The sequence below is a fragment of the Bradyrhizobium sp. WSM1417 genome (genome assembly GCF_000515415.1).
Taxonomy (GTDB): domain Bacteria; phylum Pseudomonadota; class Alphaproteobacteria; order Rhizobiales; family Xanthobacteraceae; genus Bradyrhizobium.
Map to the genome: position 1 here is coordinate 508,020 of NZ_KI911783.1, position 23,140 is coordinate 531,159.

Annotated in this window: 19 protein-coding genes; 12 read left to right on the plus strand and 7 right to left on the minus strand. The window is 64.5% G+C overall.

The window, feature by feature from the left end; translation table 11 throughout:
• Nucleotides 1–88: 88 nt before the first annotated feature.
• From BRA1417_RS0102575 to ugpB, 3 genes are all read right to left on the minus strand, one after another.
• Nucleotides 89–1,711: an ABC transporter substrate-binding protein gene (locus BRA1417_RS0102575; protein WP_027514473.1), complete on the minus strand. Its 1,623-nt coding sequence runs from the start codon at nucleotides 1,709–1,711 to the stop codon at nucleotides 89–91.
• A 392-nt stretch (nucleotides 1,712–2,103) separates the two neighbouring features.
• Entirely contained in the window at nucleotides 2,104–3,063 is a 960-nt protein-coding gene (locus tag BRA1417_RS0102580) for a phosphotransferase (protein ID WP_027514474.1), read from the minus strand.
• Between the two features lie 223 nt (nucleotides 3,064–3,286).
• Nucleotides 3,287–4,669, minus strand: coding sequence for a sn-glycerol-3-phosphate ABC transporter substrate-binding protein UgpB (gene ugpB / locus BRA1417_RS0102585; RefSeq protein ID WP_051448264.1), 1,383 nt, complete (start codon nucleotides 4,667–4,669; stop codon nucleotides 3,287–3,289).
• 143 nt (nucleotides 4,670–4,812) lie between these two features.
• Here ugpB and BRA1417_RS0102590 point away from each other — a divergent pair, with 143 nt between their 5' ends.
• The 10 genes from BRA1417_RS0102590 to BRA1417_RS0102635 all read left to right on the plus strand — a co-directional run bounded on the left by BRA1417_RS0102590 (nucleotide 4,813) and on the right by BRA1417_RS0102635 (nucleotide 16,162).
• Nucleotides 4,813–5,808, plus strand: coding sequence for a TRAP transporter substrate-binding protein (locus tag BRA1417_RS0102590; RefSeq protein ID WP_027514476.1), 996 nt, complete (start codon nucleotides 4,813–4,815; stop codon nucleotides 5,806–5,808).
• Between the two features lie 54 nt (nucleotides 5,809–5,862).
• Nucleotides 5,863–7,893 (plus strand): ATP-binding protein, encoded by a 2,031-nt coding sequence (locus BRA1417_RS0102595; RefSeq protein WP_027514477.1) that lies wholly within the window; start codon nucleotides 5,863–5,865, stop codon nucleotides 7,891–7,893.
• Nucleotides 7,863–9,608, plus strand: a complete 1,746-nt coding sequence (locus BRA1417_RS0102600) for a DUF3369 domain-containing protein (RefSeq protein WP_027514478.1) — start codon at nucleotides 7,863–7,865, stop codon at nucleotides 9,606–9,608. Before BRA1417_RS0102595 ends, BRA1417_RS0102600 begins: the two co-directional genes overlap by 31 nt.
• Before the next feature lie 10 nt (nucleotides 9,609–9,618).
• Entirely contained in the window at nucleotides 9,619–10,353 is a 735-nt protein-coding gene (locus BRA1417_RS0102605) for a response regulator (RefSeq protein ID WP_007597984.1), read from the plus strand.
• A gap of 296 nt (nucleotides 10,354–10,649) precedes the next feature.
• Entirely contained in the window at nucleotides 10,650–11,261 is a 612-nt protein-coding gene (locus BRA1417_RS0102610) for a sigma-70 family RNA polymerase sigma factor (protein WP_018456005.1), read from the plus strand.
• A 509-nt stretch (nucleotides 11,262–11,770) separates the two neighbouring features.
• Nucleotides 11,771–12,469, plus strand: coding sequence for a cytochrome c biogenesis CcdA family protein (locus BRA1417_RS0102615; protein WP_027514479.1), 699 nt, complete (start codon nucleotides 11,771–11,773; stop codon nucleotides 12,467–12,469).
• 31 nt (nucleotides 12,470–12,500) lie between these two features.
• Nucleotides 12,501–13,064: a thioredoxin family protein gene (locus tag BRA1417_RS0102620; RefSeq protein ID WP_018456003.1), complete on the plus strand. Its 564-nt coding sequence runs from the start codon at nucleotides 12,501–12,503 to the stop codon at nucleotides 13,062–13,064.
• Between the two features lie 84 nt (nucleotides 13,065–13,148).
• Entirely contained in the window at nucleotides 13,149–14,123 is a 975-nt protein-coding gene (locus tag BRA1417_RS0102625; protein ID WP_027514480.1) for a hypothetical protein, read from the plus strand.
• Between the two features lie 353 nt (nucleotides 14,124–14,476).
• The gene (locus BRA1417_RS0102630; RefSeq protein WP_027514481.1) at nucleotides 14,477–15,070 is read left to right on the plus strand and encodes a L,D-transpeptidase; all 594 of its coding nucleotides are present in this window, start codon (nucleotides 14,477–14,479) and stop codon (nucleotides 15,068–15,070) included.
• Between the two features lie 54 nt (nucleotides 15,071–15,124).
• Complete coding sequence (locus BRA1417_RS0102635; protein WP_027514482.1) at nucleotides 15,125–16,162, plus strand: amino acid ABC transporter substrate-binding protein; 1,038 nt, start codon at nucleotides 15,125–15,127, stop codon at nucleotides 16,160–16,162.
• 277 nt (nucleotides 16,163–16,439) lie between these two features.
• Here the strand turns inward: BRA1417_RS0102635 and BRA1417_RS0102640 are convergent, their stop codons facing one another.
• Both BRA1417_RS0102640 and BRA1417_RS0102645 read right to left on the minus strand, forming a co-directional pair.
• Nucleotides 16,440–17,579 (minus strand): acyl-CoA dehydrogenase family protein, encoded by a 1,140-nt coding sequence (locus BRA1417_RS0102640; RefSeq protein WP_027514483.1) that lies wholly within the window; start codon nucleotides 17,577–17,579, stop codon nucleotides 16,440–16,442.
• A 177-nt stretch (nucleotides 17,580–17,756) separates the two neighbouring features.
• Complete coding sequence (locus BRA1417_RS0102645; RefSeq protein ID WP_027514484.1) at nucleotides 17,757–18,971, minus strand: acyl-CoA dehydrogenase family protein; 1,215 nt, start codon at nucleotides 18,969–18,971, stop codon at nucleotides 17,757–17,759.
• A gap of 137 nt (nucleotides 18,972–19,108) precedes the next feature.
• Here BRA1417_RS0102645 and BRA1417_RS0102650 point away from each other — a divergent pair, with 137 nt between their 5' ends.
• Both BRA1417_RS0102650 and BRA1417_RS0102655 read left to right on the plus strand, forming a co-directional pair.
• On the plus strand, nucleotides 19,109–19,654 hold the full coding sequence (locus BRA1417_RS0102650; protein WP_027514485.1) for a carboxymuconolactone decarboxylase family protein: 546 nt from the start codon (nucleotides 19,109–19,111) through the stop codon (nucleotides 19,652–19,654).
• Nucleotides 19,655–19,745: 91 nt separating this feature from the next.
• Nucleotides 19,746–20,240: a VOC family protein gene (locus BRA1417_RS0102655; protein WP_027514486.1), complete on the plus strand. Its 495-nt coding sequence runs from the start codon at nucleotides 19,746–19,748 to the stop codon at nucleotides 20,238–20,240.
• Nucleotides 20,241–20,366: 126 nt separating this feature from the next.
• On the opposite strand, the gene BRA1417_RS0102660 is transcribed toward BRA1417_RS0102655, so the two are convergent.
• Nucleotides 20,367–21,599: an MFS transporter gene (locus BRA1417_RS0102660; RefSeq protein ID WP_027514487.1), complete on the minus strand. Its 1,233-nt coding sequence runs from the start codon at nucleotides 21,597–21,599 to the stop codon at nucleotides 20,367–20,369.
• A 141-nt stretch (nucleotides 21,600–21,740) separates the two neighbouring features.
• Complete coding sequence (locus tag BRA1417_RS0102665; RefSeq protein WP_027514488.1) at nucleotides 21,741–22,988, minus strand: MFS transporter; 1,248 nt, start codon at nucleotides 22,986–22,988, stop codon at nucleotides 21,741–21,743.
• Between the last annotated feature and the right edge of the window lie 152 nt (nucleotides 22,989–23,140).

The window sequence follows — 23,140 nt, forward strand, 5'->3', positions numbered from 1 at the left end:
CCCACAAGGGGAGAGGGAATGAGAGAGCGGTGGCCACCTCACTCAGAAAGAGAGTCGACGACGCGACCATCTCGCCCGCCATGGCCCCTTACCCCTTCGCCATCGCGCGATAATCCAGGCGGCGGTGGAACCAGTATTGGTAGCCGCTGATGTTCTTCTGCATCGCGACGTTGACGAAGGGCTGGTACAGCGGGATGCGCGGGATGTCACTGTAGGCGAGGTCGACGAAGCCCTTCACGTCGGCGTCGTAGGTCGCGGTGTCGCCGATGGCGGCAGCATTGCGCGCCCCGTCGATCAGCTTGTCCATCTCCGCCGACTTGTAGCTCATGGTGTTGAAGACGGAATTATTGCCGTGATAGCACCAGTAGAAGAAGTATTCGGGGTAATCGAGCCAGCCCGAAAATACGTTGGTGAAGAGCGGCATCTCCTTCTTGTTCAATTCGGTGCGCCAGTTGGCGCCGGGCACCTTGTTGATGGTGGTCTTGATGCCGATCTGGGCCAGGCTCTCCTGCACCAGCACGCATAGCGGCTCGTTGACGCCCGCGAAATTCAAGTCGAACGAGATCGTGGTCTCGAAGCCGTTGGGATAACCAGCTTCAGCGAGCAGCGCCTTCGCCTTGTCCATGTCGGTGTTGTATTTGTGCGGCTGCGGCCAGGCGACTTCGGTCGGCTTGTCCTTGGGCGCGCCGAACATCGGGTTCGCCAGCCCGAACATCACCGCGTCCATGATCTTCTGGTAGGGAATCGCGTAGGCCACCGCCTGACGCACTTTGGGATTGTCGAACGGCGGCTTGGTCACGTTCATGCCGATGTATTGGATGCCGTTGGAGAACGGCAGCGACACCACGTTGAGCTTGCCGCTCGCCTTCATCTCCTGGAAATCCTTGAACGGCAGCTCGTAGGAAATGTCGGCGTCGCCGCGCTCCAGCAGCGCGCGGCGATTGCCGGCCTGCGGCACCATGCGCCAGATCACGCGCTTGATCTTCGGCAAGGGCCCGCCGACCCAATCGTCGTTGCGCTCCATCACGACTTCAGTGCCGGCGGTCCACTTCGTCACCTTGTAGGCGCCAGAGCCCGCGGTCTGCTGCTTCGTGTACTCAAGACCCCATGGGTCTTTTTCGCTGGCGTTCTTCTTCACCAGCTCGGAATTGACAATGCAGGGCACGATCACCGCGAGATCGGGAATCGTCAGCTTGTCCTTCTTCAGGAAGTCGACACGCACCGTGTAGTCGTCGATCACGACGAACTGCTCGGGTTTCGTGAGCGAGCCCGCGCTCATCTGGAAAGTGGGAAAGCCGCCGACGCTGACGGCGCGGTCGAGCGACCACTTCACGTCCTTGGCGGTCACAGGCGCGCCGTCGTGGAATTTGGCATTTTTCTTCAGCTTGAAGGTGACCGACATGTCGTCGATCTTGAAGTCCTCGGCGAGCTCGCCCTTGAACTTGTCGCGATCGTAATAGGGCACGCCGCCGGGGCCGGTCTTCATCTCGTGGCTGATCAGGCGGTCGTAGCAATTCCAGGACACCTCATAGCCGGGCACGTTGGTGCCGACGCCGTGGATGTCGAGATTGTTGGGCCCGCCTTCCGAGACGATCAGCAGCGTCTCCGAGCGCGCATCGGCATAGGCCGAAGAAACCACGGAGGGCATGGCCGGAAGCGCCGCGCCTGCGGCCAATCCGGAAACGGACTTGAGGAAATCGCGGCGCTTCATGAAATGGCTCCAACACAAAGTTTTCTGGTTGGAACTGGATTCGCAAGGTTCGTGCCAAGGCTTGATGAGAGCTTAAACCGAAATAAGCCTTTGAAATGCTTAAGGGAAACGGCTATTGATCGGGCCGTCGATCAGACGCCAAGTCTTGGGGCATTGCATACAAAGATGCGCATTTGCTCATAAAATAAGCTGAATGGAGCCTCGCTTGTTTGGCAGGCGGCTTATTGAACCGCCGTCGTCCTGGCGAAAGCCAGGACCCATTACCCCAAGGTGAAGTTGCGGCGCGAAGCTGGCAACCACGAGTCTTCGCAAAATCCCTTTCTGGGGTAATGGGTCCTGGATCGCGCTGCGCTTGTCCAGGACGACCGCTGGATGAGTCCGCGGCGGTGGGGTCATTCCGCCCAGATCAGCTCCTGGAGCTCGACCAGATCATCCGCCTGCTCCTGCCAACCCTCGATGCAGATGTGGCTGTTGAGGTCGCTGGCGCGATGCAGCAGCATCAGGGCCATCAGGCGGCGCTTGAGCGCATAGTCCGGCTTGGCATAGCCAAAACCTTCGAGCAGGCTGCGCACGCGACCGGGCCGGCCCGCTGCCATGAAGGCGCTGGGGCCGAGCAGATCGTAGTCGCGCCATCCCGCCAGCACGTCGCCGAAGTCGAACAGGCCGGCGAGCGACCATTGGCCGTCGTCGCAAGCGAGCAGGAAATTCTCCGGAATGTATTCGCCGATCAGGATCACCGGGGGCGCGTCCATCGGAATGAGTTTTGCCGCATCACGCAGGAGATCGTCGAGGCCGGCGAGGAATTTCGGCGCGAGGCCGAGACGGGTGTGCCGCGCCTTGCAGCCCTGCATCTGGGCGCGCATGAAGTCGTCCCAGCGCGGCTGGATCTCCCCGAGCAGGCCGAGCGGCGCGCGCTGCACGGCGGCGATGGTCTCGCCGATCTCGCGCAGCACGCGCTCCTTCTGCGCTTCAGGTAATAGCGGCCAGACCTCCGAGCCGAGCGTGCCGGCAAGGCGCGTGATGACGAGATAAGGCCAGCCGTCACGCTCGCCTTCCGCGACGATCTCGGGGATCGGCAAATGGAGGCGGCCCGCAAGCTGGGTCAGCGAGCCGCGCTCGGAGACGAACTGCGCGCGGAGCAGCGGCGGGAAGATTTTCAGGATCAGGTGATCGCCGAGCCCGACGACGAGATTGGTGCCGGTCGCAAACACGTGCAGCGCGCTGATATCGAGACCGTGGCTGTGGGCGATGTCGAGCGCGATCGGCAGCCATCGCGATGGGTCGGAGCGAAAGGCGCGAAAGGCAGCAGCGTCGGTGAAAGTTGGCAAGATTTGCGATGGAACGCTGGTCATGCGCGCCCGATCAGGCAAGCGGGTTTGGTTGATTTGATGCGCGCCAAGCAGACGGTGCACCTCTCCCGCTTGCGGGGGAGGTCGGCGCGAAGCGCCGGGTGGGGGTTCTCTCCTCTAGGGGATTGTCCCGTTGAGGAGACACCCTCTCCCCAACCCTCCCCCGCAGGCGGGGCAGGGAGCGCACCTCGCTCTCGGCTGCAGCAGAAGCCTGACATCACCGGCATTACCGATCCGGGCTGGCGCGCTCGAACTGGCGCAGGATCTTGTTGCCGCGTTCGACCGCGGCATCGAGTGCGGCTTGCGCGCTCTTGCGGCCGGCAAAGGCCTGTTCCAGCTCGTCCTCGATCGCGCCGCGGATCAGCACGAAGGAGCCGAGCCGGATGCCCTTGGAATTCTCCGTCGGCGGATGCAGCGTGATCTCTTCGAACGACATCGCCGAGCCCGGATTGCGCTCGTAAAAGCCTTGCGCGCGGGTCAGCTCGAAGGCGGCGCGGGTGACAGGCAGATAGCCGGTGTTCTGGTGCCACGCCGCCTGCACGCCGGGCTGCGACAGATAGGCGAAGAATCGCGCCACGCCCTTGTATTCCTCGCGCGGGCGGTCGCGCAGCACCCACAGCGTGGCGCCGCCGATGATCGAATTCTGCGGCGCGCCCTTCACGTCGGGCCAATACGGCATCATGCCGTAGCCGATCTCGAACTTCGAATTTGCCTTGATGTCCGCGCGAGTCGCCGAGGAGCCGATGAAGATGCCGCATTCGCCGTTCTGGAAGCGCGGCTCGGCCGACTGGCCGCGGCCGCTATAGTCGAACACCTTCGTCTTCTGCCACTCGCTGAGCTCGGCGACGTGACGCACGAGAGACGGATTGTTGATGGTCAGCTCCGCATCGAGCGCGGCGAAGCCGTTGGTCCGCGTCGCCAGCGGCAGGTTGTGGAAGGCGGAGAAATTCTCGACATGGATCCAGGACGGCCAGGACGTGGTGAAGCCGCACGCCGCGCCGCGATCGCGCAGGCGTTTTGCAGCAGCGCCGAGCTCCGGCCAGGTCTTCGGCGGCGCCTCCGGATCGAGCCCTGCGTCGCGGAACATGGTCTTGTTGTAATAGAGGATCGGCGTCGACGAATTGAACGGGAAGGACAAGAGATTGCCGGCCGCATCCGTGTAGTAGCCGGAGACCGCGGGAAGGTAATCATTCAGCGAGAACGGCTCGTTCATGTCCCGCATCAGGCTGAACACGGGATAGATCGCGCCCTTGGCGGCCGTCATGGTGGCGGTGGCGACCTCGTTGACCTGGACGATCGCGGGCTGGCTGCGCGAGCGGAAGGCGAAGATCGCGGCCGTCACCGTCTCGGTGTAACTGCCCTTGTAAGTCGGCACCACGCGATAATCCGGCTGCGAGGCGTTGAAGTCGGAGGCGAGCTTCTCGAGCTGGCGGCCGAGCTCGCCGGACATGGCGTGCCACCACGCGATGTCGGTCGCGGCCCGCACCGGCGCGGCCAAGGAGAGGGCCGCAAGAGCGGCAACGACCTGCAAGAAGCGCAATGTTGAAATCACGATGGCTCTTTCCGTATCGCGCGACGACGGCGACGGTCCCTGCTTAAGGCGCGGCATTTGCGGTTTCAACCGGGAATGAGCGCCGGCCGCGCCGCACAATCACGCCGAAGCCCCGGGCGGGATGGCCTTCCCCCGACCATCTGCTAGATTGCATTGAACCTTTTGCTCCCGCCATAGACTCCACCACTGAGGGGTTGAGTGTGCCAGTGTTGAACCGTGCCGAACGCTCGCGGACCGGGGTGGTTTTCGTCGCGCTTCTGATCGCCATCTGCGCGACGGGAGCCGCTGCGCGGGAATTCCGCGCCGCCGACACCCAGACCGAGGATTATCCGACCGTGCAGGCGCTGCGCTACATGGGCGCCCTGATCGCCGAGCGCAGCGGCGGCCGGCACGAGGTCAAGGTGTTCCACTCCCGCCAGCTCGGCGAGGAGAAGGAGACCATCGAGCAGACCCGGGTCGGCGCGATCGATCTCAACCGAACGAATGTGGCGCTGATCGGCAATTTCGTCCCGGCGATGAACGTGCTGGCGATGCCGTTCCTGTTCCGGTCCATCGAGCACATGCAGAAGGTGCTGGACGGGCCGGTCGGCAGCGAGATCCTCGGCAGCTTCGAGCCCTACGGCTTCGTCGGCCTCGCCTTCTACGATTCCGGCGCGCGGTCGATCTACAACGGCGCCCGCCCGGTCAGAAACGTCGCGGACCTCAAGGGATTGCGGATCCGGGTGCAGCAGTCGGAGTTGATGAGCCAGATGATCCGCGCGCTCGGCGCGGAGCCGGTCGAGATGCCCTATGGGCAGGTGCTTGCCGGGCTTGCCAACCATTTGATCGACGGCGCCGAGAACAACTGGCCATCCTACGTGACGACGGACCATTACAAGCATGCCGGCTATCTCGCCCTCACCGAGCACACGATGAGCCCCGAAGTGCTGGTGATCTCGCTGAAGGCCTGGAAAAGCCTCTCAGTCGACGACCAGACCATCTTCCGCGAAGCCGCGCAGCGCTCCAGCCGATTCATGCGCGAGAAATGGCGCGACCTCGAGGAGCAGTCGCAGCGCAAGGCCGAAGCAGCGGGCGTCACCATCGTCAGGGATATCGACCGCAAGCCGTTCGAGGACGCGATGGTCGCGATCTACGCCAAGGCCGGGCAAGATCCGGTCGCGGCCGCGCTGATCGAACGCATTCGCAAGGTGGAGTGAGGCCACTTGCCCGGGCTTGGACACAGCCAGCATGCAGACAAGTCGCCCGGCCCGATGGGGCGGCTGCGCGCGCGGCTGGTCGGCGTGCTCCGGGCGGTGCCGATCCGCTGGCGCATCCTGTCGATCGCGGCGCTGAACTCCGCCGTGGTCATCGTGCTGGTCGGGCTGATCTGGAACGGCTCGCAGGTGCTCGGCTCGGCCTGGGAGGACGTGCGCCAGGTGCGCGAGTCCGACCGGATTCTGGCGCTACTCGAAAGCGAGACCGGGCGGCTGCACAATCTGATCCATCGCTACATCAACCAGCCAAGCCCCGATTTGTTCGCCGAGATCCTGCTGCTGCGCGAGGCGGTGCTGGGGACGCTGACCAACCGCGCCGCCAAGGACCCGATGCTGTCGGGCTCGGTCGAGGAGCTGGAGCGCACCACCGACCGCTTCCTCAACGGCTTCGGCGAGCTGCGCGGCGTGCAGGCCACCATCGCCAAGACCTATGAGGACCAGGTGCAGGGACCGGCCAGGGACATGGCCGGGCTTTACTCCATCATCGAAGGCGCCACCGGCCACCGCGACGCGCTGATCTGGCCTTCGCTGGGCAAGTCGCGCGAGGCCTTCACTGCGATGCTGGTCGCGGCCAACTCCTACTATCTGTCGCTGTCATCAGGTGCTGCCGACGACGCCCGCCGCAACACCGAGACGATCGAGAAGACCATCCCCGTGATGATCGATCTCGCCGACAACGACCTCCAGCGCATGGCGCTGCGACGGCTCGCGGCCCGGACCGCCGCGTTGCGCGAAGGCTTTGCAAAGCTCTCCGAGCAGCTCACGAACCGTACCGAGCTGCTGCGCAACACCATCGACGCCAACCAGGCCGAGGCGATCGGCGCCATCGACGATCTCTCCACCAAGATGCGCCAGCGCGAGCAGAAGGCGCAGGAGACGTTCGACCGCACGCTGGCGGACATCTCCCGCCGTGTTCTTTCCATCGCCGTGATCTTCCTCGGCATCATCCTCACTGCCGGCGTGCTGATCGCGCTGTCGATCCGGCTGCCGCTGCAGCAGATCATGGCGGCGATGCGCGCGATCACGCTCGGCGACCTCGGCCGCGAGGTGCAGGGCACGCGCGCGCGCGACGAGGTCGGGGCCATGGCGCGCGCGGTGGAAGTGTTCCGCGAAAACGCCATTGCAAAGCGCCAGACCGAGGACGAGCTGCGCGCGTCAAAGGAGAAGGCCGAAAGCGCGCTACTCGAGCTCAACGCCGCGCAGCAGAATCTGATCGATGCCGAGAGGCTTGCAGCCCTCGGCGGCCTCGTCGCCGGCGTCGCGCACGAGGTCAACAATCCGATCGGCATCAGCCTCACCGTTGCGTCGAGCTTTGCCCGGCGCACCGAGATCTTCGAGGCCCAGCTCAAGGGCGACGGCGGCCTGCGCCGCTCGCAGCTGGAAGAATTCGTGCAGTCCTCGCGCGACGCCTCGCAGCAGCTTGTTGCCAATTTGCAGCGCGCCGGCGAGCTGATCCAGTCGTTCAAGCAGGTCGCGGTCGACCGCTCCCATGCCGAACGGCGGCAGTTCTCACTCAGCGAAGCCACCGACCAGATCATCGCGAGCCTGCGCCCGGTGCTGAAGCGGTCGCCGATCACGCTCCATGTCGACATGCCCGAGGGGCTGCTGCTCGACGGCTATCCCGGCTCCTACGGCCAGATCCTGACCAATTTGTTCCTCAACGCCGCCAACCACGCCTTTGCCGACGGCCGCGCCGGCACGATCACGATCTCGGCGCGGCCCCGCGGAGCCGACGACGTCGAGATCATCTTCACCGATGACGGGGCCGGCATGACCTCCGACGTGCAGCGCCAGGCCTTTGACCCATTCTTTACCACCAGGCGCAATGAAGGTGGCACGGGACTCGGGCTCCATATCGTCTATAACCTCGTCACCCAGCAGCTCGGCGGTCGCATGATGCTGGAATCCAAGCTGGGACAAGGCACTACATTTCGCATTATCATGCCCCGGGTCGCCAGGGGCGGCGGGCAAAGCACAGAGACTGACGGGACTTCTCAATGGCCGAACAGGACGATGTCCTCCACCTGATCGACGACACCGGTACCGCATCGGAGGATGTTGACGCCCGGAAATGGAAGATCGCCGTCATCGACGACGATCCGGCCGTGCATGACGGCACGCGTTTTGCGCTGTCCGACTACAACCTCAACGGCCAGGGCCTGGAGATCCTCTCCGCCCATTCCGCGGCCGAAGGTCGCAAGCTGATGGCGGCGCACAACGACATCGCCGCCGTGCTGCTCGACGTCATCATGGAAACGGACGTCGCCGGCCTAGAGCTGGTCGAGTACATCCGCAACGAGCTCAAGAACGAGACCGTGCGCATCATCCTGCGTACCGGACAGCCCGGCCAGGCGCCCGAGCGGCGCGTGATCGTGCAGTACGACATCAACGACTACAAGGCCAAGACCGAGCTCACCGCCGACAAGCTGTTCACGTCGTTGACCGCGGCGCTGCGCTCCTACCAGCAACTCGAGCGCATGCTGCAGACAAGGCGCGGACTCGAGATCATCATCGACGCGGCTTCCACGCTGTACGACTTCAAGTCGATGCAGCGGCTCGCCGAGGGCGTGCTGACCCAGCTCGCCTCGCTGCTCAACGTCGATTGCGCCGGCATCCTGGTCTTGCGCGACAATGGCGGCCTCGACCCCGAGCTCTCGGTGCTCGCCGGCAGCGGCTGCTACAGCCGCTTCATCGGCACGACCTCGTCGAAGGCGCTCGACCCCGATCTGCGCGCGATGGTGGAAGCCGCTTTTCAGGGCCGCAAGAACGAATTCGCCGACCACCGCAGCGTGATCTATTTGCGCACCGGAAGCGGGCGCGAAGTCGTGGTGCTGCTCCAGGCCGAGCGCGAGCTGTCCGAGACCGACCGCTCGCTGGTCGAGATCTTCTCCAGCCGGCTCTCGATCGCCTTCGATAACGTCATCCTCTACCAGCAGCTCCAGGCCGCCAACACCCAGCTGGAAGACCGCGTCGCCCAGCGCACCCGCGCGCTGATGCAGGCCAACCGCCGCCTCTCGGCGCAATGGCTGCGGCTGCAGCGCGCCAACGGCTTCAAGAACGAAATCCTCGGCACCGTTGCCCACGATCTGAAGAATCCGCTCGGCGTCATCCTCGGCCGCACCGAGATGCTGAAGGAGCTGATCTCGACCGGCGCGTCATCAGGCGGCGTGGTCGCCCAGGTCGATCACATCCGCGATGCGACCAAGCGCCTGACCACGATGGTCGATCACCTGATCTCGGACGCGATGGCCGACGCCTTCGACATCACCATCCGCCGCGAGCCGGTCGACGTTGCGGCCCTGGTCAAGGAGGTCGCCGAGGCCAACCAGCCGCTCGCCGTCAACAAGCAGCAGACGATCAGCGTCACCGCGCCCGTCAACATCGTCACCATGTGCGACACCGACCGCATCCGCGAGGCGATCGACAACCTCATCAGCAACGCCATCAAATACTCGCCGATCGGCGGCAAGATCGGCGTCATCGTGAGCCATGAAGGCGGCGACACAATCGTCCGCGTCAGCGACGAGGGCGCCGGCCTGTCGCCGGAGGATCTCGGCCGCCTGTTCGGCCGGTTCCAGCGGTTGTCGGCAAAACCGACCGCCGGCGAGAGCTCGACCGGGCTTGGGTTGTCCATCGTCAAGCGTATTATCGACATGCATGGCGGCGAGGTGACCGCCGAGAGCGAGGGCCCCGGCACGGGCTCGACCTTCACCATCACCCTCCCCGCGACCGAAATTCCGTGATCCCAGGACCATGACCCAAAGCCAGCACATCATGATCGTCGACGACGAGGCCCCGGCCCGGGAGATGGTCGGCGATTACCTCAAGATGCACGGCTTCACCGTGACGCTGTGCGACGGCGGCAAGTCCTTGCGTACGGCGATCGACGGCAGCATGCCCGACCTCGTCGTGCTCGACCTCAACATGCCGGAGGAAGACGGGCTCTCGATCATCCGCGACCTCAAGAGCCGCATCAACGTGCCGGTGATCATGCTGACGGCGACGGCGAGCCCGATCGACCGCGTCGTCGGCCTCGAGCTCGGCGCCGACGATTACGTGGCCAAGCCGTGCGAGCTGCGCGAGCTGATGGCGCGCATCCGCTCGGTGCTGCGCCGGAGCGCGCCGGCGAAAGCCGTGGCGGAAACGGCGGCTGCGAAATCGGACAAGGAGCAATTGGTACGGTTCGGGACGAAGTGGCTCGATCTCGAAGCGCAGGCCTTGCGCGACGACGAGGGCAACGAGCACCCGCTGACCGCATCCGAGTTCGGGCTCTTGAAAGTGTTCGCGGCCAATCCGAAGCGCGTGCTGTCGCGCGAGCGCCTGCTGGAATTGGCCAACGCGCGCGACGCCGAAGCCTTCGACCGCGCCGTCGACCTGCGCATCATGCGCATCCGCCGCAAGATCGAGCCCGATCCGGCAAAACCCGCCGTGATCCGCACCATCCGCGGCGGGGGCTATCTGTTCTCGCCGGCGGGCGAGAAGGCTTAGAAGCGCAGGGCGTCGTCCTGGCGAAAGCCGGGACGAGACGGGAGTGCGAACGCAAAGGCCCGAAATACGTTCCCGCCGCCTCCGTCCGCCTCTAGTCCCCACCCCCGTATTTTCCGTACATTGAAATTCCACGCTTTTTTGCCCCAAATATTTCGTCGCGGCTAATCCGACGAAACAATTTGATGGCGCACGAAACCATTTTCTCCTTTTCGTGCAGACGTCCCGAAACGTTGGCTCATTAACACTTTGGTCCAAGGAAACGCCGCTCGGTTGCGGCGCTACGGGGAGCCAAGTCAATGCCGAACGTCATCGCCATCAACGCCCAAGCCAGCCAGAGCATCATTGCCGCTCAGGCGACCTCGGACGACATGCTTCTCGAAAGCATTGCCGACGGCAACCGGACGTCCATGCACATCCTTTATTGCCGGCACAATGTGCGCGTCTACCGCTTCATCCTGCGGATCGTGCGCGACGCCACCACGGCGGAAGACCTCGTCAGCCAGGTGTTTCTGGACGTGTGGCGGACCGCCGGCCAATTCCAGGGCCGCTCGCAGGTTTCGACCTGGCTGCTCTCGATCGCCCGCTTCAAGGCGCTGACCGCGATGCGGCAGCGTCGCTTCGAGGACATCGACCAGGAAGACGTGCGTCAGATCGCCGACGGCTGCGATACGCCGGAGACCTCGCTCGACCGCAGCGACACCAGCGCCATCCTGCGCGCCTGCGTTCAGAAGCTGTCACCCGCGCATCGCGAAATCATCACCCTCGTCTACTACCATGAGAAGTCGGTGGAGGAGGTCGGTCAGATCATCGGCATCCCGCAGAGCACGGTGAAGACCCGGATGTTCTACGCCCGCAAGCAACTGGCCGAATTGCTTAAGGGCTGTGGCGTCGAGCGCTTCGCCGCCTGAAGTTCAGATATTTCAATGGGATAGGGCGTTGGTTTTGGCCCTACCCCGGACACGGAAGTGTTACCGCCGACGAAACAATTGAAACAAAGCACAACATCAGGCGGAAAAACTTCCCTCCTATAAAGCTTACATACGGTTTCGTTAAACCTCCCAGGACCTCCAACGACCCGGACGGGATGCCCCCCTCCGGGTCGTTTTGTGTTTGGCGTCGAGGCGGTCGCCGCAGGCTCCCGCCTCTCCCGCTTGCGGGAGAGGCCGACGCGCCCGGGCGGTGCGAAGCATCGTCTCGAGCGCGGCGGGTGAGGGCTCTCTCCTCTTGGGAATGTCCCGTTGCGGAGACACCCTCTCCCCAACCCTCCCCCGCAAGCGGGGGAGGGAGCGCACCCCGCGATGGCAGGCACTGCTGCTCTCCGACGAAACAGCCGCACCCGTCACGAACGTGTGACGGGGCGTAACGTCCGACACATCCATCCCGAACTGCCCTCGTGACCCCCTTCACGAGTGCCCCGATGCTCGAACTCACCTTCGCTATCCTCGCCGGCATCCTCACCATCGCCGCGCCGTGCACGCTGCCGATGCTGCCGATCCTGCTCGGGGCCTCGATCGGCCGCAGCTCGCAGCTGCGCCCGGCGATGATCGCGCTCGGCTTCGTCATCTCGTTCTCCGCGACCGCGCTGTTGCTCGGCGCCATCACGCGGCTGTTTAATTTCGATCCGAACGTGCTGCGCGAGGCGGCGTCGATCCTGCTGCTCGGCTTCGGCCTGTTGATGCTGTGGCCGGCGCCGTTCGAATGGCTGTCGATCCGGCTCAACGGCTGGCTCGATCTCGGCAACTCCGGCGCCACGCAGCGCGAGGGCGCGCTCGGCGGGCTCGTGCTCGGCACCACGCTAGGTCTGGTGTGGACGCCCTGCGCCGGCCCGGTGCTCGGCTCGATCCTGACGCTGGTCGCGACCACTGAGAACGCGACCTGGGCCGGCACGCTGCTGATCGCCTACGCCATCGGCGCGGCGATTCCGATGCTGGCGATCGCCTATGGCGGGCAGGCCGCGACCACCCGGGTGCGCAGTCTCGCGCGCATCTCGCCGCGGCTGCAGCAGGGCTTTGGCGTCGTCGTGATCGGCTTCGCACTCGCCGCCTATTTCCAATACGACACGCTGATCGTGGCGTGGCTCACCGGCTTCTATCCCACCGGCCAGATCGGCCTGTGATCATCACTCATCTTCACCGGAGGATCTTTCCATGACTTTCAAGCTGCTCGCCGTCTCCGCCGCACTGATCGGCATCGCCGTAACAGGCGCCGTCATCCCCGGCATCTGCGACGAGGCCGCGCGCGCGGTCCCTGTCGTCACCGCCGCCGCCAGCCAGGACACCGCGCCCGACTTCGCCGGCATCAACAACTGGTTCAACTCGAAGCCGCTTAATATCGCCGATCTGCGCGGCAAGGTCGTGCTGGTGGATTTCTGGACCTATGGCTGCGTCAACTGCGTCAACACGCTGCCGCACGTCACCGACCTCTATGCCAAGTACAAGGACAAGGGCCTCGTCGTGGTCGGCGTGCACACGCCGGAATTCCCGTTCGAGCGCTCGGCGTCCAACGTCCAGGCGGCGCTGAAGCGCCACGGCATCACCTATCCGGTGGCACAGGACAACGATTCCAGGACCTGGAACGCCTACCGCAACCGATATTGGCCGGCGCAATACATCATCGACCAGAACGGCAAGATCGTGTTCCAGCACGAGGGCGAAGGCCGCTATGACGAGATCGACCGCACCGTGGCAAAGCTGTTGAACGCCAATAGCTGACACCCGGCGCGGGTCGCGCCGTTGTTGCTTGACTCCACGGAGCCGTCCGTGGAGTTTCGCGGGCCACGTAATCAGCCGCCCGCGATGGACGACGCCACCAGCAGCACTGACATTCGGCTTCGCGAAGGCGCCTCGATCGCGCAGCGGCTGGTCATGTCCGGCTTTGCGGCCGCCGTTGCGCTGTGCTTCACGCCGGGGCTGTTCACGCACGACACTCTGGAGATCATCATCTCCGTGGTCGCGCTGCTGGTGGGAGCGGCGTTCGTCCGAATCATCATGCTGGCGCCGGCAGTGGTGTGGATCATCACGCCGGACGAGATCCTGATCGGGGAGCAGCGTCCGTTCGGAAAACTTCGGACGCGGATCGTCGGCAAAGATGACATCAGGGGATTGCAGGTTCCCGGCAGCAAGAGGGCGAAAGCCCGCTTCCAGCTCGCCTTCACCTTGGCCTCCGGTGAGCGCCTGACCTCGCCGCCGATCGCCGATGTCACCCATGTGCACGACACGGTGGCGCGGATCGCCGCGCAATTCGACGTTCCCGACGTCGAGTCTCCGGTCAATCCGCTCGATGCCAGCAATCCCGAGATGCGTCTCGGCGACCCCCTCGAGCCGTTTTCCGCACGAGACATCAGGATCGTCGCACTGATCGTCGTCGCACTGTGCGCCGTTCCCTACGCCTACAGGCTCTGGCGTGGCCTGTCGCCCGGGCCGGTCGACATCGTGCTGCTGCCGGTCGGCGCGATCGCCGCTTTCGGCGTGTCCCGTTATGCCAATCTTGTGACCGGCGCCTTCTGGATCATCCGGCAAGGTGATATCCGCGTCGAACGCCTGTGGGGCGACGGCACGTTGCGCGCCGACCACATCGAAGGGCGCGACGTCAAGACGATCACGGTCGAGCGCCGCGGCCGTTCCGAGGACGAGCACTGCATCGTCGTGATCCGCTTGCAGTCCGGACAGCGATTTCGCAGCCCTCGCATCGGGTCGAGGCCTGAGGCCCGGGCCGTGGGGACGGAGATCGTCCGACGGCTCGGGATCGCGGAAGAGAACAACAAGATCTAGTTACAAGGATGCCCGTTGGCTCAGGTGATTTGGCCGCGTGCTCGCTCTAACCTCTCCCGCTTGCGGGAGAGGTCGGCGCAGAGCGCCGGGTGAGGGTTCTCTCCTCTGGGGGAATCTTTCTGCGGAGACACCCTCTCCCCGACCCTCTCCCGCAAGCGGGAGAGGGAGCACGTCGTGCCCGGCTCACTGCTTTTCGCGCCATCCCCTGTTTGTGGCATTGCGCGCGGTCCGTCAAAAAACCAAAGCATTCTCGTGACATACCAGCCGGGCGCGCCATCAACTTGCCATGAAGCTGCCGCTGGGTTCAGATGGTTCCGAACGATATTCGCTGTGGCAGTGGGGGAGAGCTTGAAATGACGGATTTTCGTCGCCTGACCGGGATATTTGTGGCTGCGATCGGCCTGATCCTGTCCGCGCCCCATGCCTACGCTCAGCAGCCCGACCGCGGGGACGAGCCGGGCCTGGTCGCTGACGATGCCTATGAACTCGATCCGGAATGGCAGAAGCAGGTCGTCTACTTCCGCACCACCGAAGCGCCCGGCACCCTCATCATCTCGACCGCGGAACGGCATCTCTACCTGGTGCAGCCCGGCGGTCGTGCGATTCGCTACGGCATCGGCGTCGGTCGCGACGGTTTTCAGTGGCAGGGGCTGGTGAACATCACCAACAAGAAGGAGTGGCCGGACTGGACGCCGCCGCCGGAGATGATCCAGCGCCAGCCCTATCTGCCGCGCTTCATGGCCGGCGGCCCCGGCAATCCGCTCGGCGCGCGCGCGATGTATCTCGGCACCACGGTCTACCGCATCCACGGCACGAATCGGCCCGACACGATCGGCACCAAGGTCTCCTCGGGCTGCTTCCGGCTCGTCAACCGCGACGTCGCCGATCTCTACGATCGCGTCCCGGTCGGCACCAAGGTTGTGATCCGGCAGAAGCCCGAGCTCTGATCTCCTCGCCTTAGCGAATATTCCTTTTCCCGATTATTTCGAGAGAGCAACATGATGCGCACTTTTCGTGGCGGCCTGCTGATCGGGCTCGCCGTCGCCGTGCTGGTCGCCGTCCTGGCCATCATCTATGAATTCTACGACACCCGCACGCTGAAGCGCACCGTCCGCCGCGGCGAAGTGCTGTGCGGCGTCAACAAGGGCCTGCCGGGCTTCTCGATCCCCGACGACAAGGGCAACTGGACCGGCTTCGACGTCGATTTCTGCCGTGCGGTGGCCTCCGCGATCTTCAACGACCCGAGCAAGGCGAAATTTGTCGCGCTGGATGCCAGCGAGCGCTTCAAGGAATTGCAGAGCCGAAAGGTGGACATCCTCTCGCGCAACTCGACCTGGAGCATGGCGCGCGAGCTCGACTACGATCTCTATTTTCCCGCGGTCGCCTATTACGACGGCGCAGGCTTCATGCTGCCGCGCGCGCGCAACAAGGAAACCGCGCTGGACCTGACCGGCAGCAAGGTCTGCGTCCAGACCGGGACCACCACGGCGCTCAACGTCGCGGATTACTTCCGTGCCAACAACATGAAGTATGAAGAGGTGAAATTCGACAAGCTGGACGACGTCGTGAAAGCCTACGACACCGGCAAATGCGACACGCTCTCCGCCGACGTCTCCCAGCTCTACGCGTTGCGGATCAACCTGTCGAAGCCGGGCGACCACATGATCCTTCCGGACATGATCTCCAAGGAGCCGCTCGCCCCCGTCGTGCGTCAGCGCGACGACGACTGGATGATGATCGTGAAGTGGACGCTGTACGCGATGATCAACGCCGAGGAGCTCGGCGTCTCCTCGGAGAACATCGACGAGGCCCTGAAGTCGAAGAAGCCGGAAGTGATGCGGCTGGTCGGCACCGAGGGCAATTACGGCGAGCAGCTCGGCCTCACCAAGGATTGGGTGGTCCGCATCATCCGCCACGTCGGCAATTACGGCGAGATGTACGAGCGCAACATCGGCGAGAAGTCGAAGCTGAAGATCCCGCGCGGCATGAACCAGCTGTGGAATGCGGGCGGCGTGCAGTACGCGCCGCCGGTGCGGTAAGGAGCTCTATCCGCCGTCATTGCGAGGAGCGCAGCGACGAAGCAATCCAGAGTCACTCCTCGGTGACAGACTGGATTGCTTCGCTGCGCTCGCAATGACGAGCTTGGGGCAGGCGCTTTCCACTTTCTCAACTGTCATCGCCCGGCTTGACCGGGCGATCCAGTACTCCGAGAGATCAATCGCATACTGAGGGGCCGCGGCGTACTGGATCGCCCGCTCCAGTGCGCAATTGCGCACAAGGCGGGCGATGACACCGAATGCGACGCGACGGTGCGCCTCAATACCCCCGCGCCCTTGCCAGTTGCTCGGTGTGGTAATTGGCGTCGCCGAACAACTCCTCGCACACGCGCGCGCGCTTCATGAAGAAGCCGATGTCGAACTGGTCGGTCATGCCCATGCCGCCATGCATCTGCACGCTTTCCTGCACCGCGCGTGTGGCGGTGGTGCCGGCGCGGGCTTTCGCCACTGCGACGCTTGATGCGGCCTTGGCGACGTCCGTATCCAGCGCTTGCAGCGCCTTCATCACGGCGGCGCGGGTGATCTCGATGTCGACATAGAGCTCGGCGGCGCGGTGCTGCAGCGCCTGGAATTCGCCGATCAGCTTGCCGAACTGCTTGCGGCTCTTCAGGTACTCGACGGTGCGGTTGAACACTTCTTCGCTCAAGCCCACCATTTCGGAGGCGACCGCGCCGCGCCCGATATCGAGCACGCCGTCGAGCAGCCCGCCACCCTGGTCGACTTCGCCGAGCACGCTGTCGGCATCAACCTCGACATTGGCAAGCTCGAGCCGCGCCGCATTGTGCGCGTCGACCATGATGGTGCGCTCGATCGCAACGCCCTTGGCCTTCGGGTTGACCAGGAACAGCGTCAGCCCCTCGCGCTCGCCGGCCGAGCCGGCGGTGCGCGCAGCGACGATGAGGAGATCGGCGACGTGACCGTCGACCACCAGCGCCTTGGCGCCAGAGAGCCTAAAACCGTTGCCGGCGCGCACGGCCTGGAGGCTGGTCTGAAGCGGGCGGTGTTTTGCGCCCTCGTCGATCGCGAGCGTCGCGAGCAGCGAGCCGTTGGAGATCTTCGGCAGATACTCCGATTTCTGCGCGGCATTGCCGCCACGGTTCAGCGCAGAGGCCGCGACCACGCTGGTGGCGAGGAAGGGCGACGGCATCAGCGTGCGGCCGATCTCCTCCATCACCACGCCAGCCTCGACACAGCCGAGCCCGCTGCCGCCGAACTCTTCCGGCACCAGCAAGCCGGCAAAACCCATCTCAGCGAAGGAATGCCAAAACTCCTTGGAGAAGCCGGTGGGATCTTTGCTGTCGCGCAGATGCCGCAAATGCGACACCGGCGCCTTGTCGCTGATCAGCCCGCGCGCGCTGTCGCGGAGCATCGATTGTTCTTCGGTGAGGACGAGGGCCATGACGGGCTCCAACAAAGTGCGATTCGACTGAGTTCGGTGGTTGAACCTTATGGTGAGGAGGCGCCACCGGGTCCGCGCTATGCGCGGCTCCGATGATAAACTAAGCGCCGTCTCGAACCATGTAGGCGATCCTTCGAGACGCGGCCTTGCGGCCGCTCCTCAGGATGAGGACTTTTGCTAAGCTCCCGGCAGGTCGAGGATGCGCTTGGCGACGATACCGAGCATGACCTCGGTGGTGCCGCCCTCGATCGAGTTGGCCTTGGTCCGCAGCCAGGCGCGCGGACGGGCGCCCTGCTTCGACCGGTCGCTCTCCCATTCCAGTGCGTCGACGCCGCCGGCCGACATCAGGATCTCGTAACGGCGCTTGTTGAGCTCGGTGCCATAATATTTCATCGCCGACGAGAACGCCGGATGCGCCTGCCCCGCCTTGGCGAGATCGACCGCGCGCTCGGCGCAGGCTGCAAGGGCGGCTTCATCGACGTCGAAGCTGGCGATCCGGCCGCGCAGCATGGAATCGTCGAGCCGTCCCAGCGCATCGGTGCCGACGGAATCGGCCGCGATCTGGCCGAGCGGACGGCCGACGCCGCGCTCGCCCATGCCTGATATCATCGCGCGCTCATGCTGGAGCAGATATTTGGCGACGTCCCAGCCGCGATTGACGGTGCCGACCACGTGCGATTTCGGCACGCGGACATTGTCGAAGAAGGTTTCGCAGAACGGCGAGTAGCCGGAGATCAGCAGGATCGGCTTGGTCGTCACGCCCTTCGAGGTCATGTCGAACAGGATGAAGCTGATGCCGTCATGCTTCTTCGCGGCGGGATCGGTGCGGACGAGGCAGAAGATCCAGTCGGCGTAGTTGGCGTAGGACGTCCAGATCTTCGACCCCGTGATGAGGAAATCATCGCCGTCGCTCTCGGCACGGGTCTGCAGAGAGGCGAGATCGGAGCCGGCGTTCGGCTCGGAATAGCCCTGGCACCAGCGGATCAGGCCAGCCGCGATCTTCGGCAGATGCTCCTTCTTCTGGGCGTCGTTGCCGTATTTCAGCAGCGCCGGCCCGAGCATCCAGATGCCAAAACTCGACAGCGGGGGACGCGCGCCCATCCTGGCCATTTCCGCGCGCAGCACCTTGTGCTCGGCAGCGCTGAGGCCACCGCCGCCGTACTCCTTCGGCCAATCGGGTACGGTCCAGCCCTTATCGCGCATGCGCTCGAACCAGATGCGTTGCGGCTCGGACGAGAACTTTGCATTGCGTCCGCCCCAGAACACGTCGGCGTCGGACGTCGCAGGCTTGCGCATTTCCGGCGGGCAATTGGCCTCGAGCCAGGCACGTGTTTCGCTGCGGAATGTTTCGAGATCGGCGGTCTCAGTCTCGCTGGCCCTGGAGTCAGTCATTGGTCGTTTCCATCAATCTAAATCGGCTTGTTGCCCGCGACTCTGGGCCAAGCTCCCGCGGAATTCAACCACTTCCGTGTCACGCATCCGCTATAGTCGCTGCGACGGCGAAGCTTGAAAACAAAGAGGAAACAACAATGCGCCTGAAACTTCTTTCGCCTGGCGAAATGAACGAGAGCCAGCGGCAGACCTATGACGAGTCGATTGCCGGCAAGCGCGGCAAGCCGCCGGCGCCGATGATGGCCTGGCTCAACAGCCCCGACATGGCCCGTCACGCCACGCGGCTCGGCGAGGTCCTGCGCTACGACACGATTTTTCCCGCCAAGCTCTCGGAGATCGCGATCCTGGTGACGGCGCGGCACTGGACCGCGCATTACGAATGGTACGCGCACAAGCGGCTGGCGCTTGCCGGCGGCATGGATCCTGACATCGTCGATGCCATCCGCGACCGCCGCACGCCCGTCTTCGACGATCCCAGGGCTAAGATGATCTACGACGTCGCGAAGTCGCTGCATGAGGGCCACGGCGTCGAGAAGGGCCTCTATGACGAGGCGGTGAAGCTGCTCGGCGAGCGCGGCGTGGTCGAGGTGATTGGTCTCTGCGGCTATTACACGCTGGTGTCGATGACGCTGAACACGTTTGAGTTCGAGCTGCCGGAGGGCGAGGTGCGGGAGCTCTCATAGTTTCACGTAAGGAAACGATGGGTTTCGGGATAGGTCGGTAGCACTGTTCCGGGCCCGGGCTTATGTGGAGTCCATCAACGGAGCAGCCGCCATGTCGCAGAACCAAGCCGTCGCCGCCGGCACCAGGATCGGCCACGTCCACCTCAAAGTCGCCGATCTCGACCGCGCGCTCGGCTTCTATTGCGGCGTGCTCGGTTTCGAGCTGATGCAGCGCATGGGCTCCGGCGCGGCCTTCATCTCGGCCGGCGGCTATCATCACCACATCGGGCTCAACACCTGGGAGAGCAAGGGCGGCTCGCCGCCACCGCTGGGCACGACCGGGCTCTATCACACCGCGATCCTCTATCCGACGCGGCCCGCGCTGGCGGATGCGCTGCACCGCGTGCTCTCGGCCGGCATTGCGCTCGACGGCGCCAGCGACCATGGCGTGTCCGAAGCACTGTATTTGCGCGATCCGGACCAGAACGGCGTGGAGCTGTACTGGGACAAGCCGCGGGAGCAATGGCCGTTCGGGCCGGATGGCAAGCTTTCGATGTTCACGAAGCGGCTGGATGTGGATGCACTGTTGAAGCAGCGCGAGGCGTGAACTCCGCTGCCGCCCCTCGTCATTGCGAGCGCAGCGAAGCAATCCAGACTGTCTCTGCGGAGGCAGCCTGGATTGCTTTGTCGCAAGAGCTCCTCGCAATGACGGAGCTTGTTGAAGCGCCGTCGCTCACGACTGGGATTTTCGTCCCCGCACCATGATCAACGCCGCCGCCGCCAGCTCCAGCGCAATACACAGATAGAACGGCAGCTCATAGCCACCGGAGACATCGCGCAGAAAACCGACCACGCCGGGGCCGAACGCATACGTCACCTGGTTGATCGCGGTGTTGAGGCTGATCAGCACGCCGAACGAGGCCGAATCGAATTCCTGCTGCACGATCAGCGACGGCAGCGTGATGAGATTGCCGACCGAGAAGCCGAACAATGCGCAGGCCGCGATCAGCACGTAATCATTGTGCAAATTGATGACGACACACAGCGCCACGGCCTGGCTCAGGAACGACAGCGCCGAGGCGAGCCGCTGGTTGAGGCGGTCGATCACCAGCGAGAACAGCACCCGGCCGATCACCGCCATCGCGGTCAGCACCGCAACCGCGACGGCCGCGCGCTCGCGCCCGATCACGGGGTCGAGGAACGAGATCAGGTGGACGATGAAACCGACCTGCGCGAACAGCACCAAAGCAAAGGCAATGGTCACGGTGAGGAAGCCGACATCGCGCAAGGCCTGGCTGCGGATCTGCGCCGAGGATTGCGGCTTCGCTCGCGTCGCTGCGCGCCGGCCATGGAGATCGGGCGGGCGGCCGACGACAATCAGGATCACCGGCAGGAGCAGCGCCAGCATGGCACCGGCGACGGTAAACATCGCGCTGGCGAAGCCGACATGGCCGATCAGGGTCACCAGCAGCGGCACCCCGACGATGCCGCCGAAGCTTGCGCCATTCAGCGCGAGACTGATGGCCATGCCGCGCTTGTGGTCGAACCACAGGCTGATCGTGTTGGTGATCATGGCGAGGCTGGTGCCGGCCCAGCCGAAGGCGAGCACGGCGTTCGCGAGATAAAGTTGCCACGGCTCGCGCACCGCGCCGATCGCGACCGCCGCAGCCGACATCGCCAGCGTGCCTGCGATCAGGCCGAGGCGCGGGCCGTATTTGTTGACGGCTTCGCCGACGAAGACGACGAGCAGCGCGCCGAACAGATAGAAGAACGTCGTGCCCGAGGATATCAGCGAGGCCGACCAGCCGTGCGCGCGCTGGAGTTCGGCGACATAGACGCTCTGGCCGTAGAAGCCGAGCCCCCAGCCGAAGGTCGCGAGCAGGAAGCAGACCGCAACGATGCGCCAGCCTTCGTAGCGGAGGGAGGATTCGTCGATGGATGCGTCGTGCCGGGGATTGTCGAGCATTTGCGCTTGTCCTTCGTTTCCCCCGCGAGCGCCTTGCTTCACGCTCGCCTGTTCATGACGAGCATCATGTAACAACCCAAGCCCCGGAAATCACTTCGACCTGGATCGAACTATCAACGCTGCTGACAGCCTCCCGCCAATTCAGATCGCATCCGGGAACTCGCCCATCGCCGCGTCCAGCCGCGCCTTGCGGCGGCGGGCAAAGGACGCCAGCGAGAGCACGGCGAGGCCGAGTGCTACCGGTGGGAACACCACCATGTTCACTGCGGACCAGCCGTAACTGGCGAGCAATTGGCCGGACGAGAACGAGCCGATCGCCATCATGCCGAACACCAGGAAATCGTTGAAGGCCTGCACCTTGTTGCGCTCCTGCGGCCGGTGCGTCTCCAGCACCAGCGCGGAAGCGCCGATGAAGGAGAAATTCCAGCCGATGCCGAGGACGATCAGCGTGGCCCAGAAATGCATCGCGGTGATGCCGGACAGCCCGATGCCGGCCGCGCCGGCCTCCAGCAGCAGGCCGGCGGCAACAACCTTGCGCGCGCCGAAGCGGGCGATCAGCGCGCCCGTGAAGAAGCTCGGCCCGTACATGGCGACGATGTGCCATTGAATGCCGAAATTGGAATCGGAAACGCTCAAGCCGCACAGCTTCATGGCGAGCGGCGCCGATGTCATCACCAGATTCATCATGGGGTAGGAGATGACGCCGCACAGCGCCGCCGCGATGAAGCGCGGCTGGGTCACGATCTCGAGCAGCGGCCGCCCGCCGTGAAGATCGGCCGGTGCCGGCTTCGGCATGTCGACACCTGCGACGATACCCATCGCGATGAGCGCGACGGCCGCCTGGACCAGGAAGCTGAAGGCGAACAGATAAGGCTGCCAGACATCCATGGTCCATTGCACGAGCTGCGGACCGAGCACGCCGGCGAACACGCCGCCCGCCATCACCCAGGACACCGCCTTGGGCCGATAGGCCGCACTGGCGCCGTCGGCGGCAGCGAAGCGATAAGACTGCGCCACCGCGCCGTAGAGGCCGCCGAGAAAAGTCGCCAGACAGAACAATGGAAACGAAGCGTGCAGGATCGCGAACGAGCCGAGCAGACCGGTCAGCGCGCCCAGACCTGTGCCGACGATGAAAGCCATTCGGCGGCCGAAGCGGCGCGAGATCGCGCCGGTCGGCAGCGTGCCGGCGGCGAGGCCGAGCACATACATCGAGATCGGCACGGTCGCGAACGAAACGTCGGGCGCGAGCGTCGCGCCGACGATTGCGCCGGTGGCGAAGATCACCGCCGAGTTGGCGCCGGTCAGCGCCTGCGCGGCGGCTAGGCGCACCACATTGGCGCGCACGCGGGCGTCGGCGGCGATCTCATTGGCTGCAGTCACATCCAGCATCGGCATTTCCGCCCCAACGGGCTTTCGAGGGGCTTTTAAAGGCTCGCTTGATTCCCGGCACTATGCCGGGGCGCGGGAGGCCGGGCAACCGGCGCAAACGGGCGCAGGCCATGTCTCTGACGCAATCGGACCGATCATAATGGGCCGCGCAC

What these genes read in the sequence shown, in the direction of transcription:
- BRA1417_RS0102575 (WP_027514473.1), bottom strand. Translation starts at nt 1,711, where the DNA reads ATGAAGCGCCGCGATTTCCTCAAGTCCGTTTCCGGATTGGCCGCAGGC.
- BRA1417_RS0102580 (WP_027514474.1), bottom strand. Translation starts at nt 3,063, where the DNA reads ATGACCAGCGTTCCATCGCAAATCTTGCCAACTTTCACCGACGCTGCT.
- ugpB (WP_051448264.1), bottom strand. Translation starts at nt 4,669, where the DNA reads ATGCCGCGCCTTAAGCAGGGACCGTCGCCGTCGTCGCGCGATACGGAA.
- BRA1417_RS0102595 (WP_027514477.1), top strand. Translation starts at nt 5,863, where the DNA reads ATGGGGCGGCTGCGCGCGCGGCTGGTCGGCGTGCTCCGGGCGGTGCCG.
- BRA1417_RS0102600 (WP_027514478.1), top strand. Translation starts at nt 7,863, where the DNA reads ATGGCCGAACAGGACGATGTCCTCCACCTGATCGACGACACCGGTACC.
- BRA1417_RS0102605 (WP_007597984.1), top strand. Translation starts at nt 9,619, where the DNA reads ATGACCCAAAGCCAGCACATCATGATCGTCGACGACGAGGCCCCGGCC.
- BRA1417_RS0102610 (WP_018456005.1), top strand. Translation starts at nt 10,650, where the DNA reads ATGCCGAACGTCATCGCCATCAACGCCCAAGCCAGCCAGAGCATCATT.
- BRA1417_RS0102615 (WP_027514479.1), top strand. Translation starts at nt 11,771, where the DNA reads ATGCTCGAACTCACCTTCGCTATCCTCGCCGGCATCCTCACCATCGCC.
- BRA1417_RS0102620 (WP_018456003.1), top strand. Translation starts at nt 12,501, where the DNA reads ATGACTTTCAAGCTGCTCGCCGTCTCCGCCGCACTGATCGGCATCGCC.
- BRA1417_RS0102625 (WP_027514480.1), top strand. Translation starts at nt 13,149, where the DNA reads ATGGACGACGCCACCAGCAGCACTGACATTCGGCTTCGCGAAGGCGCC.
- BRA1417_RS0102630 (WP_027514481.1), top strand. Translation starts at nt 14,477, where the DNA reads ATGACGGATTTTCGTCGCCTGACCGGGATATTTGTGGCTGCGATCGGC.
- BRA1417_RS0102635 (WP_027514482.1), top strand. Translation starts at nt 15,125, where the DNA reads ATGCGCACTTTTCGTGGCGGCCTGCTGATCGGGCTCGCCGTCGCCGTG.
- BRA1417_RS0102640 (WP_027514483.1), bottom strand. Translation starts at nt 17,579, where the DNA reads ATGGCCCTCGTCCTCACCGAAGAACAATCGATGCTCCGCGACAGCGCG.
- BRA1417_RS0102645 (WP_027514484.1), bottom strand. Translation starts at nt 18,971, where the DNA reads ATGACTGACTCCAGGGCCAGCGAGACTGAGACCGCCGATCTCGAAACA.
- BRA1417_RS0102650 (WP_027514485.1), top strand. Translation starts at nt 19,109, where the DNA reads ATGCGCCTGAAACTTCTTTCGCCTGGCGAAATGAACGAGAGCCAGCGG.
- BRA1417_RS0102655 (WP_027514486.1), top strand. Translation starts at nt 19,746, where the DNA reads ATGTCGCAGAACCAAGCCGTCGCCGCCGGCACCAGGATCGGCCACGTC.
- BRA1417_RS0102660 (WP_027514487.1), bottom strand. Translation starts at nt 21,599, where the DNA reads ATGCTCGACAATCCCCGGCACGACGCATCCATCGACGAATCCTCCCTC.
- BRA1417_RS0102665 (WP_027514488.1), bottom strand. Translation starts at nt 22,988, where the DNA reads ATGCTGGATGTGACTGCAGCCAATGAGATCGCCGCCGACGCCCGCGTG.